Source organism: Oryzisolibacter sp. LB2S, from assembly GCF_040732315.1.
Taxonomy (GTDB): Bacteria; Pseudomonadota; Gammaproteobacteria; order Burkholderiales; family Burkholderiaceae_C; genus Alicycliphilus; species Alicycliphilus soli.
In genome coordinates, this window is sequence record NZ_CP160388.1 from 1,906,092 (window position 1) to 1,922,243 (window position 16,152).

Consider the following 16,152-nt stretch of genomic DNA (forward strand, 5'->3'; position numbering starts at 1 on the left):
CTGCAAACGGCTCAGTGCGCCGCGCCGCCCACCTGGGCGCCGGGCTTGACGCGCTCGAGCAGCGCGCGCATGTCGGCCTCGATGCGCGTCAGCGCCTCGGGCGTATGGCCCTCGAAGCGCAGCACCAGCACCGGCGTGGTGTTGCTCGCGCGGATCAGGCCAAAGCCGTCGGGCCAGTCCACGCGCAGGCCGTCGATGATGCTGATACGCGCCGGCGCGGTGAACACGGCGGGCGCCAGCGCCTGCAGCTCGGCCGTCAGGCGATGGGGCTCGCCCTCCTCGCAGCTCACGTTGAGCTCGGGCGTGCTGTGGCTGGTGGGCAGGGCATTGAGGCGCGCGCTCGGGTCGGCGTCGCGGCTCAAAATCTCCAGCAGACGGCAGCCGGCGTAGGTGCCGTCGTCAAAGCCATACCAGCGCTCCTTGAAGAAGATGTGGCCGCTCATCTCGCCGCCCAGGGGCGCGTCCAGCTCCTTCATGCGTGCCTTGATCAGCGAGTGGCCGGTCTTGTACATCACGGGCTCGCCGCCCGCGGCGGCAATGGCCGGCGCCAGGCGCTGCGTGCACTTCACGTCGAACAGAATCGGCGCGCCGGGCACGCGCGCGAGCACGTCCTGCGCGAACAGCATCATCTGGCGGTCGGGGAAGATGTTCTGGCCGTCCTTGGTCACGATGCCCAAGCGGTCGCCGTCGCCATCAAAGGCCAGGCCCAGCTCGGCGTCGCTGCTCTTGAGCGCCGCGATCACGTCGCGCAGGTTCTCGGGCTTGGAGGGGTCGGGGTGGTGGTTGGGAAAGTTGCCGTCGACCTCGGAAAAAAGCTCGATCACCTCGCAACCGAGCGCACGGAAGATGGCCGGGGCCGAGGCGCCGGCGACGCCGTTGCCGCTGTCCACGACGATCTTCATGGGCCGCGCGAGCTGCACGTCGCCCGTGATGCGCGCCACGTAGGCGGGCAGCACGTCGGCGTGGCGCACGCTGCCGCCGTCCTGCGGCTGCCAGCTGCCCTGCTCCATGGTGCGGCGCAGGCCCTGGATCTCGTCGCCGTAGATGGCGCGGCCGGCCAGCACCATCTTGAAGCCGTTGTAGTCCTTGGGATTGTGGCTGCCCGTGACCTGGATGCCGCTCGTGCACAGCGTGCTGGCGGCAAAGTACAGCATGGGCGTGGTGCACATGCCCACGTCGATGACCTCGATGCCGGCGTCGACCAGACCCGCGATCAGCGCCTGGGACAGGGCCGGGCCCGACAGGCGCCCGTCGCGCCCCACGGCCACCACGCGCTCGCCCTGCGCCCGCGCCGCCGTGCCAAAGGCGCGGCCCAGGGCGCGCGCCACGTCCTCGTTGAGCGTGCTCGGCACAATGCCGCGAATGTCGTAGGCCTTGAAGATGGCGGGGGAAAGCTGCACGGGATGACCTGCCTTGGGGAGTGAGAGGAAGCCGCGGATTGTAGGCTTGCCCCGGCTCGGCCAGAGCCCCTGCCGCGCTTCAGACCCTGATGTTCAGGCGCTCTATGAGCTGCTTGAAGAACGCGTTGTCGCGTGCGATCAAGGCCTTGAACTCGGGCGCGTCGAGGTAGCCCTCACCCATGTTCTGCTTGGCCATGGTGTCACGCAGCGCGGGCTCCTGCAGCGTCCTGGCCATGGCCGCGCGCAGTGTGGCCACGACGTCGGGCGGCGTGCCCTTGGGTGCGGCCAGACCGCGCCAGCCGCCTATGGAGAGATCGATCTGGCGCTCCTTGAGCGTGGGCACCTGCTCCCAGCCCGCGCCTATGCGTTGGTCGGCCATCACGGCCAACGGGCGCAGCTTTCCGGCCGCCACATAGGTTGCGACCTCCACGGGGGTCACGGCCACGGCCTCGATATGGCCACCCAGCAGGTCGAGCACGGCCGGGTTCGCGCCCCGGTACGGCGCGTGGTTGAACTGGACCCCGGCCTTGTCTTCGAGCGCGGCGGCGGCCAGATGGCCGAGCGAACCCGGCCCGGCATTGCCCACGCGCACCGCGCCGGCACTCTTGCGGGCCGCGGCGAGCAGTTCCTCGATGCTGCGATGAGGCGAATCCGCACGCACGGCAATCGTGGCCGGGTCGGCATTGAGCCGCGCGATGGGCTCGACGTCGGCGCCGGTGAACTTCACCAGGCCCATGTGCGGGATCATCGTGATCTCCACCGTGATGATGGCGAGCTTGTAGCCATCGGGCCTGGCGTTCACGAGCTCGCCCCAGCCTATGCCGCCGCTGGCGCCGGCACGGTTGATGACGATGAGGTTCTGCGGCAGGTGGGCGCGCGCCTGCTCGGCCAGCGCGCGGGCCAGCACGTCGGTGCCGCCACCGGCCGCGAAGGGCACGATGAGTTCGATGGGTTTGGCCGGGTAGGCCTGGGCGCGCGCGGGCAGCACGCCCGCGGCGGCCAGGGCGGTAAGGGATTGAACGGCGCGGCGGCGGTCGATGCGTATGGTCATGGCTGGCTCCCGATCAGTCGAGACGGATGTTGGCGGCCTTGATGACGCCGCTCCAGAGCTTTTGCTCGGAGCGCACGAAATCGCCGAACTCCGCTGGCGTCATCGGCATGGGCTGTATGCCCAGCTCCTCGAGGCGAGCGCGCGTCTCGGGGTGTTTGAGGGCTGCCACCAGGCTGGCATTGAGCCGGCTCACCACCGCATCGGGCAACTTGGCCGGGCCGACAAAGCCCTGCCACGCATAGGCTTCGAAACCGGGCACGCCGGCCTCGGCCATCGTGGGCACGTCGGGCAGGATGGACAGGCGCTGCGGCGTGGCGACGGCCAGCACACGGATCTTGCCGCCCTTGATCATGGACAGGCTGGGCGGCAGGTCGACGAACATGGTCTGCACCTGGCCGGCCATCAGGTCCTGCAGCGCGGGGGCCGAGCCCTTGTAGGGCACGTGCATCAGGTCGGTGCCCGTGCGCTGCTTGAACAGCTCCAGCGCCACGTGCAGTGGCGAACCAGGCCCCGACGAGGCACTGGAGACGCTGCCCGGCGACCTCTTCGCCAGCGCCAGCAGCTCCTGCACGTTCTTGGCCGGAAAGCCCGGCGCCACGGCCAGCACTAGCGGCATCTTGCCCAGACCGCCGATGAAGCTGAAGTCCTTGCCCGCGTCGTAGCTCAGCGTGGAGTACATGGCCGGGTTGAAGGCCAGCGTGCCAGAGTCGGCCGTGCCCACGGTGTAGCCGTCGGGCTGCGAGCGCGCGATGAAGGTCGCGCCGATGATGCTGGCCGCACCGGGCTTGTTGTCCACGATGACGGGCTGGCCCATTTCCGGCCCCATGCGCGTGGCGAGGTTGCGCGCGATCACGTCGGTGGTGCCGCCCGGCGCGTAGGGCACTACCCATTTCACGGGCTGGGTCGGATAGCCGCCCTGGGCGTGCGCGTTCATGCCGGCGGCCAGCAGCGTGGTGGCGGCAAGCAGGCAAAAGGTCTTGCGTTTCATGGCTTTTTGTCTCCTGGGTTTGGGTTTTCAGGGTGTTTCAGGCCTCCAGCGCTTACCCATCAAGCGCTGGAAGCTATTCAATAGTTAGCGATCCATTCAACGGGGTTCGAGCATCCAGGCGTGCTGCGGGTCGTTCCAGAAGGCCCAGCGGCGCTGCGGACCGGCCATGGTGTTGAGGTAGTACAGGTCGTAGGCATGGGGCGCCACGCAGGGGTGGTAGCCGCGCGGCACGAGCACGGTGTCGCGGTGCTCGACGGCCATGGCCTCGTCCAGGCTGCGGTCGTCGGTGTAGACGCGCTGGAACGCAAAGCCCTGTTCGGGCCGCAGCATGTGGTAGTAGGTTTCCTCCAGGGTCGTCTCGCCCTCGCGCGCCGTGTCGTGCTTGTGCGGCGGGTAGCTCGACGAATGGCCCGCGGGCGTGACCACCTCGACCACGAGCAGGCCCTCGGCCGGCTCGGTCTCGGGCAGGATGTCGCACACATAGCGCGTGTTGCTGCCCTGCCCGCGCACGCTGCGCCGCATCTGGCCGGGCTCGATCACGCGCGCGGGCAAGCGCCCCTCGGCGGGCGCGGTCGACAGCGCCACCTCAGCATCGCCGCGCGCCGTGATGCGCACGCGCCGCCCCGGCGGCACGTAGACGGCGGCGGGCGCGGCATCGTCGAACACCGAGGCGCGGCCGCCCAGCGCGCTGTAGCGCGCATCGTCCACCTGCACGTCGGCCTGGCCCGTGAGGATGGTGATGCACAGCTCGCGGCTGGCGCTCAGGTCGAACGCCTCCACCTCGCCGGCCTTCAGGCGCAGCGCGCGAAAGCCCACGTGGCGCCATCCGGCCGATTCGGGCGTGATGTCGGCCACCACGCGCCCCACGGGCGCGGCCTTGATCAACAGCGGGCTGATGGTCATGCGAACTCCTTGGCGGCCTGGGGCACGGCGGCACGGCTCGCGCGCCAGCCGTCGATCAGGCGGCGGAAATTGGCCGCCACGCGGGCCTGGAACTCGGCGTCGCCGATGCGCCCGGCGAGCCAGTCGCGGCTGGCGTCGACCCAGACGCTACGGCCAATCATGAAGCCGCGCACGATGCGGCTGTCCCTGGCCTGCGCAAAGCCCGTGAGCAGCTCGTCGAGCGGCTGCGACAGGCCCAGGATCACGGCGCCGCGGCAGTACGGATCGCGCTCGGCCACCAGCGCGTCGAGCGCCTGCCAGTGGCGCGCGGCCATCGCGCCCACCTTCCACCATTCGGGGCGCAGGCCCAGGTCGTAGAGGCGGCTAATCGCGCGCACCGTGGCCTCGCCGGGGTCGCCGGGCAGCTCGCGCGGCGGGATCACCTCGAGCAGCAGCTCATGGCCGCTCGCGCGCGTGGCCTCCCAGACCTGCAGCAGCCATTCCTCCTGCTCGGCGCGCAACGCCTCGGGGTCGTCGGGGTGGTAGAACACCAGACATTTCACGACCTGCTCGCGCGGCCAGCGCACGAGCTCGGAGCCCAGCGAATGCGTGCCATCGAAGCGCAGTGGGCGCGAGCCCGGCCGCTCTATGGGGCGGCCCAGCCACCAGCCGCGGCCCGTGGCATGGTGCAGCGCGGCCTCGCCCAGGCGGCCGTCGACGAGCACGCCGAGCCGGCCGCGCACGCCGCTGTCCTGGGCCTCGATGTCGGCCACCACGCGGTTCATGAGCTTCTTGAGCGCGGGGATACGCGCCACGTCGGCGCCCGCCTCGCGCGCCATGTCCTCGAACTGGGCGCGGTGGTCGTAGGCCAGCACGTAGAGCTCGGGCCATGGGCTGCGCGGCACGCTCACGCGGTGCAGGTGGGCCAGCTGCGGGTCCTGGTCGGGCCGCACATGGCGCTCGCTCGCGAACCAATGCGCCAGCTCGGCCTGGGTGGGCATGGCCGGCGCGCAGCCGTGGCGCGAGACGACGATGGCACCGCAGGCATTGGCGATGCGCGCCGACTCTTCCCAGCCCTTGCCGGTAAGCAGGCCCGAGAGCAGGCCCGAGGCGAAGGCGTCGCCCGCGCCGAGCACGTTGAGCACCTCGATGCGCTCGCCGAGCACGGTGAGCGCGTCATCGATGCGCGCGGGCACCTCGCCCTCGACGATGCTGCAGCCCAGCGCGCCGCGCTTGACCACGAACACCGCCCGCGTGTGCCGGCGCGCGCTGCGCAGCGCGGCCATCAGCTCGTCCTCGCCGCCCGCGATCAGCCATTCCTCCTCGGTACCGATGATGAGATCGAACAGCGGCAGTTGCGCCTGCAGGTGGCGGCTCACCGCCTCGCTGCCGATGTAACGGGTCTCGCCGTCGCCCCTGCCCGTGAGGCCCCAGAGCACCGGGCGGTAGTCAATGTCGAGCACGCGCACGGCCCCATGCCGGCCCGCCAGCTCCAGCGCGCGGCGGCTGGCCGCGAGCACCGTGGGCGTGCTCAGGTGGGTGCCGGTGACCAGCAGGCTGCGGCAGCCGGCGATGAAGTCCTCGTCGATAGCGGCGGCGTCAAGTGCCATGTCGGCGCAGTTCTCGCGCGCGAACAGCAGCGGGAAGGTCTCCTGGTCCTTGATGCCGAGCAGCACCATGCCCGTGAGGCGCTCCGGGTCGATCTGCACCTGGCTCACGTCACAGCCCTCGGTCTTGAGCGTGTTCAGCAGAAAGCGGCCGTTCTGCTCGTCGCCGACGCGCGAGATCATGGCCGAACGCAGGCCCAGGCGCGCCGTGCCGAAGGCGATGTTGGCCGAGGAGCCGCCCAGGTATTTACCGAAGCTGGTCGCGTCCTCCAGGCTGCAGCCGATCTGCTGCGCGTAGAGATCCACGGCCAGGCGGCCGAGACAGGCCACGTCATGCGTGCGGCCCGGGGGAAAGTTCAGCGTGGTGGGCATGGGTCTCCTTGGTGTGCGGCGGTCGCCCCGGCCCCGGGGCGCGCCAGATAATGGGCCTATGATACTGAAAATAGAAATTTATTTCCATACACATGACAAATAGAAAATTAAAGTCGTCCCAGGAGGCAATCCTTTCCTACGCGAACGCGGACGCCTTTCTTGCCGATCTGCGCGCCCGCTATCCGCAGCTGAGCCGCCAGTTGCAGGCCATCGCGCGCCATGTGGAGCACAGCGGCGCGCACATCGCGCTGCAGGGCATACAGGATGTGGCGCGGCATTGCGGCGTGCAGCCCTCGGCCGTCGTGCGCTTCGCCAAGCATTTCGGCTTTCATGGCTACACGCAGCTGCAGCAGCTGTTTCGCGCCGGTGCGGCGCGCCAGCTCGCGCCCCAGCGCGACTACCAGGACCGCATCCGCGGCCTGATCGACGCCGGCACCGGGCCGATGTCGGGCGCGCAGATTGCGCATGAGGTCGTCGAAGGTGGTCTGGCCAGCCTGCGGGCGTTGCAGACCGGTCTGGCGGACGCGCCCATAGACGCCGCCGTGGATCTTCTCGCTCAAGCTCCCGCGCTCTGGCTCGCGGCCGCGCGGCGCGCGTTTCCCGTGGGCGCCTACCTGGCCTATGCGCTGCAGCACACGTCCAAGCCCGTGCACTGGCTGCACGGCCTGGGCGCGATGCAGATGGGCGAATTGCGCGCCATGGCGCCGGGCGACGTGATCGTGGCCGTGTCGTTCGAGCCCTATGCGAGCGAGACGCTGGAGCTCGCCGAGGCGGCGCTGGAACGCGGCGCGCGCCTGCTGGCCCTCACCGACAGCCCGCTCTCGCCTCTGGCGGCGCGCGCCAGCGTCACCCTTGTGGCACAGGACAGCGCCACCTTCGGCTTTCGCTCGCTCACGGGCACGTTGTGCCTGGCGCAGTCGCTGTTCATCGCCCTCGCCTACCGCATGGAGCTGGTGTCGGCATGAGCGGCTGAAGCGCATGTCCGGAAACGGCCAGCAGCCCCCTTCGCGCCGCATATCATCCCGGCATGGCCACCGAGGACTTGACCGACGACGACGCACGCTATCTGGCGCTCAAGGCACGCGATGCGCGCTTTGACGGACGCTTCTTCACGGGCGTGACCTCCACCGGCATCTACTGCCGCCCGGTCTGCGCCGTGCGCACGCCCAGGCGCGAGAACTGCCGCTTCTTCGCGCTCGCGGCCCAGGCCGAGAGCGCGGGCTTTCGCCCCTGTCTGCGCTGCCGGCCGGAGCTGGCGCCCCAGGCCGCGCCGTGGACGCTGCAGGACGCCTCGGGCATTCTGGTGCGCCACGCGCTGCGGCTGCTGGACGCACCCGAGGCCTGGTGCGCGCCCGGTGGCGGCCCGCTCATGGCCTGGCTGGCCGTGCGCCTGGGCGTGAGCGACCGCCACCTGCGCCGCATCTTCGAGGCCACGCTGGGCATATCGCCGCTGCAGTATCTGCAGACGCGCCGGCTGCTCACGGCCAAGCAGCTGCTGACGGACACGCGCCTGCCCGTCACCCAGGTGGCGCTGGCCAGCGGGTTTGCGAGCGTGCGGCGCTTCAACGCCGCCTTCAGCGCGCACTACGGCATGCAGCCCAGCCAACTGCGGCGCGAGGGTGCGGCCGCCGATGGCGGCAGCCACCCTGTGCGGCTGGGCTACCGCCCACCGCTCGACGCGGCGGCGCTGCTCGGCTTTTTTGCGGCGCGCAGCATCCCCGGCCTCGAGCAGGTCGACGGGCTGACGCTGCGCCGCACAGTGCGCTGGGCCGGCGCCGAGCAGACCTGCGCGGGCTGGCTGGAGGCGCGCTTCGAGCCCGCACACAACCAGCTGCTGCTGCGCACCAGCGACAGCCTGCAGCCGGTGCTCGCGCCCCTCATAGCGCGCGTGCGCGCCCTGCTCGACCTGGACGCCGACCCCGAGCCCATCGACGCCGTGCTCCAGCCCTTCTTCGGCCCGGGCGAGGGCCTGCGCGTGCCCGGCGCGCTCGACGGCTTCGAGCTCGCGGTGCGCGCCGTGCTCGGCCAGCAGGTCACGGTGGCCGCGGCGCGCACGCTCGCGGGCCGACTCGTGGCCGCGCTGGGCGAGCCGATTGCCACGCCCTGGCCGGGGCTCGATCGCCTGTTTCCGAGTGCCGCCGCGCTGGCTGCTGCCGACGGCGATGCGCTGGGCCGGCTGGGCATAGTGCGCCAGCGCCAGGCGGCCATCGTGGCGCTGGCGCGCGCCGTGGACCAGGGCCAGATCCAGCTGCATGCGACGAGCGACGTGGAGGCCACCATCGCCGCGCTGCGCGCGCTGCCCGGCGTGGGCGACTGGACGGCCCAGTACATCGCCATGCGCGCGCTGCGCTGGCCCGACGCCTTCCCCGCGGGCGACGTGGCGCTGCACAAGGCGCTGGGCGTGCAGGGCCAGCCCCAGGCCGCGCGCGCCGCCGCCGAGGCCGCCCAGGCCTGGCGCCCCTGGCGCAGCTATGGCGTCATGCGGGCCTGGCATTCACTATCGAATTCACTATCGAATCAGTAGCTTGCAGCGCTTGCTGGATGGGCGATGGAGCCGATTTTTATTCCAATCGGAGGATGAGCATGCAATACCCCGATGACACGGTGCAATGCCGCATCACCACGGCCCTGGGCGACGTGTATCTGGCCGCGACCCCGCGCGGCCTGGTCGGCCTGTGGTTTGCCGGCCAGTGCCACCTGCCGGCGCGCCTTGCCGGCGTGCAGGCCTGGGCCACGGACGACGCCCACCCCGTGCTGCGCGCCGCGGCCGAGCAGCTGCGCCAATACCTGGCCGGCGCCCGCACGCGCTTTGAGCTGCCGCTGGACCTCTCGGGCGGCACGCCGTTTCAGCAGTCCGTGTGGCGCGCGCTGCTGGACATCCCGCCGGGCGCGACGACGAGCTACGGCGCGCTCGCACGCCAGATCGGCATGCCCTCGGCCGTGCGCGCCGTGGGTGCGGCCGTGGGACGCAACCCAATCAGCGTGGTTGTGCCCTGCCACCGCGTGCTGGGCGGCGACGGCGGCCTCACGGGATACGCGGGCGGCATCGAACGCAAAAAGGCGCTGCTGCGGCTGGAGGGGGTGTCGCCGGCGTCCATGGCTTCCCCTGCGACAGGCGGCTGATCGCACAAAAAAAGCCCCGGCACCCTGAGAACGGGCACTGGGGCACTGGAGTCTGAACGCTGACGGGGCCGGATCAGAGGCTGTGAGTATTTCCCTCGTGCCCGAAAGGCGCGCCCAAACGCGCCCGATCGAGGCGCAAAACGCAGCCATAGCTCGGGCTATGGCGAGTATTTGCAACGACGAGCGGGGGTGTTTGGGCGTGCAAGGCGGGCATAGGGGAAAAACTCACAGCCTCTCAGCCCAGCAGCTCCTTGATCTGCTGCAGCGCCACGGGGTCTTCCATGGTCGTCAGGTCGCCCGTGTCGCGGCGCTCGGCCACGGCCTGCAGGGCGCGGCGCAGCAGCTTGCCGCTGCGCGTCTTGGGCAGCATGTTGACGAAGATCACGCGCGCCGGGCGGGCCACGGCGCCGAGCTGGGCGTCCACCTGCTTCATGACCTCGCCCTCGAATTTGAGGCGCGCTGCATCATCGACCAGGGCCGACGAATCGCGCGGCACGGCGAAGGCCATGGCCACCTGGCCCTTGAGCTGGTCGGCCACACCGACCACGGCCACCTCGGCGATGTTGGCGTGGCTGGCGATGCATTCCTCGATCTCGCGCGTGCCCAGGCGGTGGCCGGCGACGTTGATCACGTCGTCGGTGCGGCCCAGGATGAAGTAGTAGCCGTCGGCGTCGCGAATGCCCCAGTCGAAGGTGCTGTAGACCATGCGGCCGGGAACGCTGTTCCAGTAGGTGTTGACGAAGCGCGCATCGTCGCGCCACACGGTCTGCAGGCACCCCGGGGGCAGCGGGCCTTCGATGGCGACCACGCCCTTCTGGTTGGGGGTGGTGAGCTCCTCGCCCGTGTTCTCGTCGATGAGCTTGACGTTGTAGCCGTAGACCGCCTTGCCGGGGCTGCCGAAGCGCGCGTTCTGCTTCTCGACACCGTTGCACAGCGTGAGGATGGGCCAGCCGGTCTCGGTCTGCCAGTAGTTGTCGATGATGGGCACGTTGAGCGCGCCGCTGATCCACTGGGCCGTGGGCTCGTCGAGCGGCTCGCCGGCCAGCCACAGGGCCTTGAGGCTCTTGATGTCGTACTTGGTGAGGTATTCGGGGTCCTGCTTCTTGAGCACGCGCACGGCCGTGGGCGCCGAGAACATGTGCGTGACCTTGTACTTTTCGACGATGCTCCACCAGATGCCGGCGTCGGGGCGAATCGGCAGGCCCTCGTAGAAGATGGTGGTCATGCCGGCGAGCAGCGGGCCGTAGACGATGTAGCTGTGGCCCACGACCCAGCCGATGTCGCTGGTGCTGAAGTAGACCTCGCCGGCCTTGGCGTCGAAGATGTGGCGCATGCTGGCCGCCAGGGCCACGGCGTAGCCGCCGGTGTCGCGCTGCACGCCCTTGGGCTTGCCGGTGGTGCCGCTGGTGTAGAGGGTGTAGCTGGGCTCGTTGGACTCCACCCACACGCAGGGCACCTGGGCATCGACATGCTGGGCGCGCAGCGCGGCCCAGTCATGGTCGCGCCCGGCGCGCATGGCGGCCGGGGCCAGGCCGCGGTCCACGAGCAGCACGGCGGCGGGCTTGTGCTTGGAGAGCTCGATGGCCTCATCGAGCAGCGGCTTGTAGGGCACGACCTTGCCGCCGCGCGAACCGGCGTCGGCGCTCACGACGACCACGGGCTCGGCATCCTCGATGCGCGAGGCCAGTGACGACGAGGCGAAGCCCCCGAACACCACCGAGTGGATGGCGCCGATGCGCGTGCAGGCCAGCATGGCAAAGGCGGCCTCGGCGATCATGGGCATGTAGATGAGCACGCGGTCGCCCTGCTTGACGCCCAGCGACTGCAGCACGGCCGCCATGCGTTGCACCTCCTGGTGCAGCTCGGCATAGCTGTAGGCGCGCTCGGTATTGGTCTCGGTGGAGATGGCCACGAGCGCGTTCTGCTGGCCGCGCGTGGCCACATGGCGGTCCACGGCGTTGTGGCACAGGTTGGTCGTGCCGCCCACGAACCACTTGGCAAACGGCGGGTTGTCGTACTGGCAGATCTGCTGCGGCTGCTGCTGCCAGTCGATCAGGCGGGCCTGCTCGGCCCAGAAGGCATCGCGCTCGTCGATGGAGCGACGGTAGAAGTCGGCGTAGTTGGCTGCCATGGTCGGGTCTCCTTTGGATGCCCTGCGCCCGCCGGGCGCAGAAGGGTAGCTGCACAAAATTCTTAATTATTCATGCCGCGCTTGCGGGAAGCTGACGCAGCAGGCGCATTGGAATACCAAAAACAATAGCTGCTGGCGCTTGCCCAACGGGCGCTGGCAGGCTATTTGACAAGGGCCAGCATGTCCTTGAAGGCCGAGTGCTCGCAGCTGCGCAGCCACTCGAAGGCCACCATCTCGGTCGTCACGAGCTCGGCGCCCGCGCCGGCCAGGCGGTCGAACGCGGCGTCGCGGCTTCGCTCGGTGCGCGAGCTGCAGGCATCGGTCACCACCCAGACCTCGAACTCTTCCTCGATGAGCTCGAGCGCCGTCTGCAGCAGGCAGACATGGGCCTCGCAGCCGGCGATGACGATGCTCGGGCGCTCGGCGCCCTGCTGCTCCTGCGCGCGCGCCTTCTGCAGATGCCGCGGCATGCTGCGCGCGTTGCCGCCCTGGGGCCTGGCGGGCGGGCGCAGCCATGCGCCCAGGCCGTCGGCCGCGGCGCTGAAGTGCATCTTGGAGAGGGTGCGGTCGCACAGGGCGCGCAGCGCGGCATCGTTGGGCCCCAGGCGCGTGGGGTTTTGCTCCGTGCCCCAGACGGGCACCTCGACCATTTGGGCGATCTGCGCGAGCCGGATGGCGTTGGCCAGCGCGGCCTGGCCCTCGAAGATGGCGGGCATCAGGCGCTCCTGGTAGTCCACGAGCACGAGTTGGGATTCGGTTGCGTCAAGCAGCATGGCGATCGAAGTTCTACATACAAATCAAGGGGTCATTGTCGCAGGCGCAGCAGCTGCCCATCGGCGCTGTCGGTGAGCAGGTAGAGCCAGCCGTCGGGCCCCTGGCGCACATCGCGGATGCGCGCGCCCAGGCCGGCGAGCAGGTATTCGTCGCGCACCACGCGCCCATCCTGCAGCTGCAGCCTGTGCAGGCGCGCGAACTTGAGCGAGCCCACGAACAGGCTGCCGCGCCAGTCCGCGCCGTAGTTGTCGCTGGTGAGAAACGCCATGCCCGAGGGTGCAATCGACGGCAGCCAGTAGTGCAGCGGCTGCTCCATGCCGGCCTTGGCCACACCCTCGCCTATCCTGCCGCCGCCATAGTTCTCGCCGTAGGTGATGACGGGCCAGCCGTAGTTGCGCCCGGGCTCGGGGCGGTTGATCTCGTCACCGCCCTGCGGGCCATGCTCGTGAATCCACAGGCGCCCGTCCGGCCCCCAGGCGGCGCCCTGTGGGTTGCGGTGGCCCCAGCTCCAGATCTCGGGCAGCGCACCCTCGCGGCCTGCCAGCGGGTTGCCGGGCGCGGCGCCGCCCGTGGGCGCCAGGCGCACTACCTTGCCCAGGTGGTTGTCCAGGCGCTGGGCATCGTCGCTGCGGCTGTAGCGCTCGCCCAGCGTGAGGAACAGTGCGCCGCCCGGCGCCTGCACGATGCGGCAGCCAAAGTGCAGGCGGCTGGCCACCGTCGGGCTCTGGCGAAACAGCACCTGCACGCCCTGCAGCGCCGCCATGTCGGGCGCCAGCGTGGCGCTGGCCAGGGCCGTGCCGTTGGCACCGCCCTCTGCCGCCGGCTCGCTGTAGCAGAAGAAGATGCGCCGGTTGCGCGCGAAGTCGGCGTCGGCGATCACGTCGAGCAGCCCGCCCTGCCCACCCGCCGCCACCCGCGGCAGACCGGCGAGCGCCGGGCCCAGGCGGCCGTCGGGCTCGATCACGCGCAGGCGGCCGGGCCGCTCGCTGACCAGAAAGCGCCCCGCGGGCAGAAACGCCAGACCCCAGGGATGCTCCAGGCCCGAGGCAATGACCTGCACCGACGCCTGGCTGCGCGCGGCCACGGGCGCGACCGGCGGCGCCGAGCGTGGTGCCTGCTGCGCCGAAACACCTCCGCCGATGCCCATGCTGGCAAGCGCCGCAATCGCTATGAATGCCATAGCTGTCCGCGCTTTGTAGGCGGGTGCTACAGCCGATTTTTTGCTTGAATTCATCATGAAACTCCTGCGCCAGTGCTTGGGGCATTGTGCGCGCCCCCCGGCACGAGCCGCGTGGCCTCGATCTGCCCCACTTCCTTCAAAAAGGCCCAAACGGCCTGCATGCGCGCCAGCGGCTTGGCCTCGGCGGGCATGCTCATCCAGAAGGTGCGCGTGAAGACCGCCTCCTGCGGCAGCACGCGCGCCAGGATGGGGTCGCGGTCGGCGATGAAGGCCGGCAGCACTGCAAGGCCCGCGCCGGCGCGCACGGCCTCGTACTGGGCGGTGACGCTGGTGCTGCGCAGCGCAAAGCGCTCGGGCGGCCAAAGCTCGTCGATGAACTGCAGCTCCTTGGTGAACAGCAGGTCGTCCACGTAGCTGATGAAGTCGTGGTGGCGCAGGTCCTCGCGCCGCGCCACGAGTGGCCGGCGCGCGAGGTATTCGCGCTGGCCGTACAGGTAGAGGCGATAGTCGGCCAGCTTGGTGACGATGACCGAGCCGCGCTTGGGGCGCTCGAGCGAGATCACGATGTCCGCCTCGCGCCGCGACAGGTGCAGCATGCGCGGCAGCGCCAGCAGGTCGATCGACAGATGCGGGTGGCGCTGCGTGAGCCGCGCCAGATGCGGCGCGAGGATCAGCGTGCCGAAGCCCTCGGTCACGCCCACGCGCACCAGGCCCGTGGGGCCCGCGCTGGCCGAGTTGGCGGGCGAGGCGCGCTCCACGCCCAGGCAGGCGGTTTCCATGGCCTCGACGGCCGGCAGCAGCTGACGGCCGGCCTCGGAGAGGCGGTGGCCCGCGGCGTCGCGCGCGAACAGGGGCGCGCCCATCTGCTTTTCCAGCGCCTGGATGCGCCGCGCCACCGTGGTGTGCTCCACCCCCATGCGGCGCGCGGCCGCGGCCAGCGTGCCCACGCGCGCGAGCTCGAGAAAGTAGCGCAGGTTGTCCCAGTCCATGGCCGGCCCTATGTGCAAATTTGCAAAACCAAGGTGCGTGATTGTGCATTGCATGATGAATTTCGCACAACTACCATTGCGCCCATTCCTTCCACCACTATCTCAGGAGACCCGCGCCATGGACGCATCCACCGCCGTACAAGCCCCCACCGTCAAGCTGCTCATCAACGGCCAGATGGTCGAGTCCAAGACCACCCAGTGGCGCAATGTGGTCAACCCCGCCACGCAGGAAGTGCTGGCGCGCGTGCCCTTTGCCACGCCCGACGAGGTGAACGCCGCCGTGGCCAACGCCAAGGAGGCCTTCAAGACCTGGCGCAAGACCCCCATTGGCACGCGTGCGCGCATCTTCCTGAAGCTGCAGCAGCTCATCCGCGAGAACATGAAGGAGCTGGCCGCACTGCTCACGGCCGAACAGGGCAAGACCCTGCCCGACGCCGAGGGCGACGTGTTCCGCGGCCTGGAGGTGGTCGAGCATGCGAGCGCCATCGGCAACCTGCAGCTCGGCGAGCTGGCCAACAACGTGGCCAGCGGCGTGGACACCTACACCGTGCTCCAGCCCCTGGGCGTGTGCGCGGGCATCACGCCGTTCAACTTCCCCGCCATGATTCCGCTGTGGATGTTCCCCATGGCCATTGCCACGGGCAACACCTTTGTCTTGAAGCCCTCCGAGCAGGATCCCATGGTCACCATGCGCCTGTGCGAGCTGGCGCTCGAGGCCGGCATCCCCCCCGGCGTGCTCAACGTGGTGCATGGCGGCGAGGACGTGGTCAACGCCATCTGTGACCACCCGGACATCAAGGCGATTTCCTTCGTGGGCAGCACCCGCGTCGGCACCCATGTGTACAACCGCGCCAGCCTCGCCGGCAAGCGCGTGCAATGCATGATGGGCGCGAAGAACCACGCCATCGTCATGCCCGACGCGAACAAGGAGCAGTCGATCAACGCCATCCTCGGCGCGTCGTTCGGCGCGGCCGGCCAGCGCTGCATGGCGATCTCGGTCGCCGTGCTGGTGGGCGAGGCGCAGAAGTGGATCCCCGAGTTCGTCGAAAAGGCCAAGGGGCTGAAGGTGTCGGCCGGCACGACGCCCGGCGCCGACCTCGGCCCGGTCATCTCCTGCGCCGCCCTCGAGCGCGTGGAAGGCCTGATCGAGCGCGGCGTGCAGGAAGGCGCGAAGCTCGAGCTCGACGGCCGCAAGCCCACCATTGCCGGCTTCGAGAAGGGCAACTTCGTCGCGCCCACGATCTTCAGCGGCGTCAAGCCCGGCATGAGCATCTACGACCAGGAGATCTTCGGCCCCGTGCTGTGCATCGTCGGCGCCGACGACCTGGAGCAGGCCATCGACTTCATCAACGCCAACCCCAACGGCAACGGCACGGCCATCTTCACGCAGTCGGGCGCGGCCGCGCGCATGTTCCAGGAGGACATCGACGTGGGCCAGGTCGGCATCAACCTGCCGGTGCCGGTGCCGGTGCCGCTGTTCTCGTTCACGGGCAGCCGCGCCTCCAAGCTCGGCGACCTGGGCCCCTACGGCAAGCAGGTCGTGCTGTTCTACACGCAGACCAAGACCGTGACGGCGCGCTGGTTCGACGACAGCACGCTGCACCATGGCGTGAACACGACCATCAGCCTGAAGTAAGGGAGCATCCCCCTGAGGC

The 16,152-nt window shown here is 69.8% G+C and carries 13 protein-coding genes; 4 read left to right on the plus strand and 9 right to left on the minus strand.

What is annotated here, in order from left to right; genetic code table 11:
• Window positions 1–11: 11 nt before the first annotated feature.
• The 5 genes from ABUE11_RS08995 to iolC form a co-directional block, all read right to left on the minus strand.
• Window positions 12–1,400 (minus strand): phosphomannomutase/phosphoglucomutase, encoded by a 1,389-nt coding sequence (locus tag ABUE11_RS08995; protein WP_367068703.1) that lies wholly within the window; start codon window positions 1,398–1,400, stop codon window positions 12–14.
• A 79-nt stretch (window positions 1,401–1,479) separates the two neighbouring features.
• Window positions 1,480–2,451, minus strand: a complete 972-nt coding sequence (locus ABUE11_RS09000) for a tripartite tricarboxylate transporter substrate binding protein (protein ID WP_367068704.1) — start codon at window positions 2,449–2,451, stop codon at window positions 1,480–1,482.
• A gap of 13 nt (window positions 2,452–2,464) precedes the next feature.
• A complete protein-coding gene (locus ABUE11_RS09005; protein ID WP_367068705.1) occupies window positions 2,465–3,439 on the minus strand; it encodes a tripartite tricarboxylate transporter substrate binding protein in 975 nt (324 codons plus the stop codon).
• Window positions 3,440–3,535: 96 nt separating this feature from the next.
• The gene (gene iolB, locus ABUE11_RS09010; RefSeq protein ID WP_367068706.1) at window positions 3,536–4,342 is read right to left on the minus strand and encodes a 5-deoxy-glucuronate isomerase; all 807 of its coding nucleotides are present in this window, start codon (window positions 4,340–4,342) and stop codon (window positions 3,536–3,538) included.
• Window positions 4,339–6,300 (minus strand): 5-dehydro-2-deoxygluconokinase, encoded by a 1,962-nt coding sequence (iolC, locus tag ABUE11_RS09015; RefSeq protein ID WP_367068707.1) that lies wholly within the window; start codon window positions 6,298–6,300, stop codon window positions 4,339–4,341. The genes iolB and iolC overlap by 4 nt, the downstream gene beginning before the upstream one ends.
• A 92-nt stretch (window positions 6,301–6,392) precedes the next feature.
• Here iolC and ABUE11_RS09020 point away from each other — a divergent pair, with 92 nt between their 5' ends.
• From ABUE11_RS09020 to ABUE11_RS09030, 3 genes are all read left to right on the plus strand, one after another.
• Window positions 6,393–7,265: a MurR/RpiR family transcriptional regulator gene (locus ABUE11_RS09020; protein ID WP_367068708.1), complete on the plus strand. Its 873-nt coding sequence runs from the start codon at window positions 6,393–6,395 to the stop codon at window positions 7,263–7,265.
• 62 nt (window positions 7,266–7,327) lie between these two features.
• Complete coding sequence (locus tag ABUE11_RS09025) at window positions 7,328–8,824, plus strand: AlkA N-terminal domain-containing protein (RefSeq protein WP_367068709.1); 1,497 nt, start codon at window positions 7,328–7,330, stop codon at window positions 8,822–8,824.
• A 59-nt stretch (window positions 8,825–8,883) separates the two neighbouring features.
• Complete coding sequence (locus tag ABUE11_RS09030; RefSeq protein ID WP_367068710.1) at window positions 8,884–9,423, plus strand: methylated-DNA--[protein]-cysteine S-methyltransferase; 540 nt, start codon at window positions 8,884–8,886, stop codon at window positions 9,421–9,423.
• 235 nt (window positions 9,424–9,658) lie between these two features.
• Here the strand turns inward: ABUE11_RS09030 and ABUE11_RS09035 are convergent, their stop codons facing one another.
• The 4 genes from ABUE11_RS09035 to ABUE11_RS09050 form a co-directional block, all read right to left on the minus strand.
• Entirely contained in the window at window positions 9,659–11,554 is a 1,896-nt protein-coding gene (locus ABUE11_RS09035; protein ID WP_367068711.1) for a propionate--CoA ligase, read from the minus strand.
• Between the two features lie 161 nt (window positions 11,555–11,715).
• Window positions 11,716–12,327 carry an isochorismatase family protein gene (locus ABUE11_RS09040; protein WP_367068712.1) on the minus strand — a complete coding sequence of 204 codons (612 nt, stop codon included), beginning with the start codon at window positions 12,325–12,327 and terminating at the stop codon, window positions 11,716–11,718.
• A gap of 32 nt (window positions 12,328–12,359) precedes the next feature.
• Window positions 12,360–13,475: a PQQ-dependent sugar dehydrogenase gene (locus tag ABUE11_RS09045; RefSeq protein ID WP_367068792.1), complete on the minus strand. Its 1,116-nt coding sequence runs from the start codon at window positions 13,473–13,475 to the stop codon at window positions 12,360–12,362.
• An 86-nt stretch (window positions 13,476–13,561) separates the two neighbouring features.
• A complete protein-coding gene (locus tag ABUE11_RS09050; RefSeq protein WP_367068713.1) occupies window positions 13,562–14,497 on the minus strand; it encodes a LysR family transcriptional regulator in 936 nt (311 codons plus the stop codon).
• 118 nt (window positions 14,498–14,615) lie between these two features.
• On the opposite strand from ABUE11_RS09050, the gene ABUE11_RS09055 reads away from it, so the two are divergent.
• Window positions 14,616–16,133 (plus strand): CoA-acylating methylmalonate-semialdehyde dehydrogenase, encoded by a 1,518-nt coding sequence (locus tag ABUE11_RS09055; protein WP_367068714.1) that lies wholly within the window; start codon window positions 14,616–14,618, stop codon window positions 16,131–16,133.
• The last annotated feature ends 19 nt before the right edge of the window (window positions 16,134–16,152 follow it).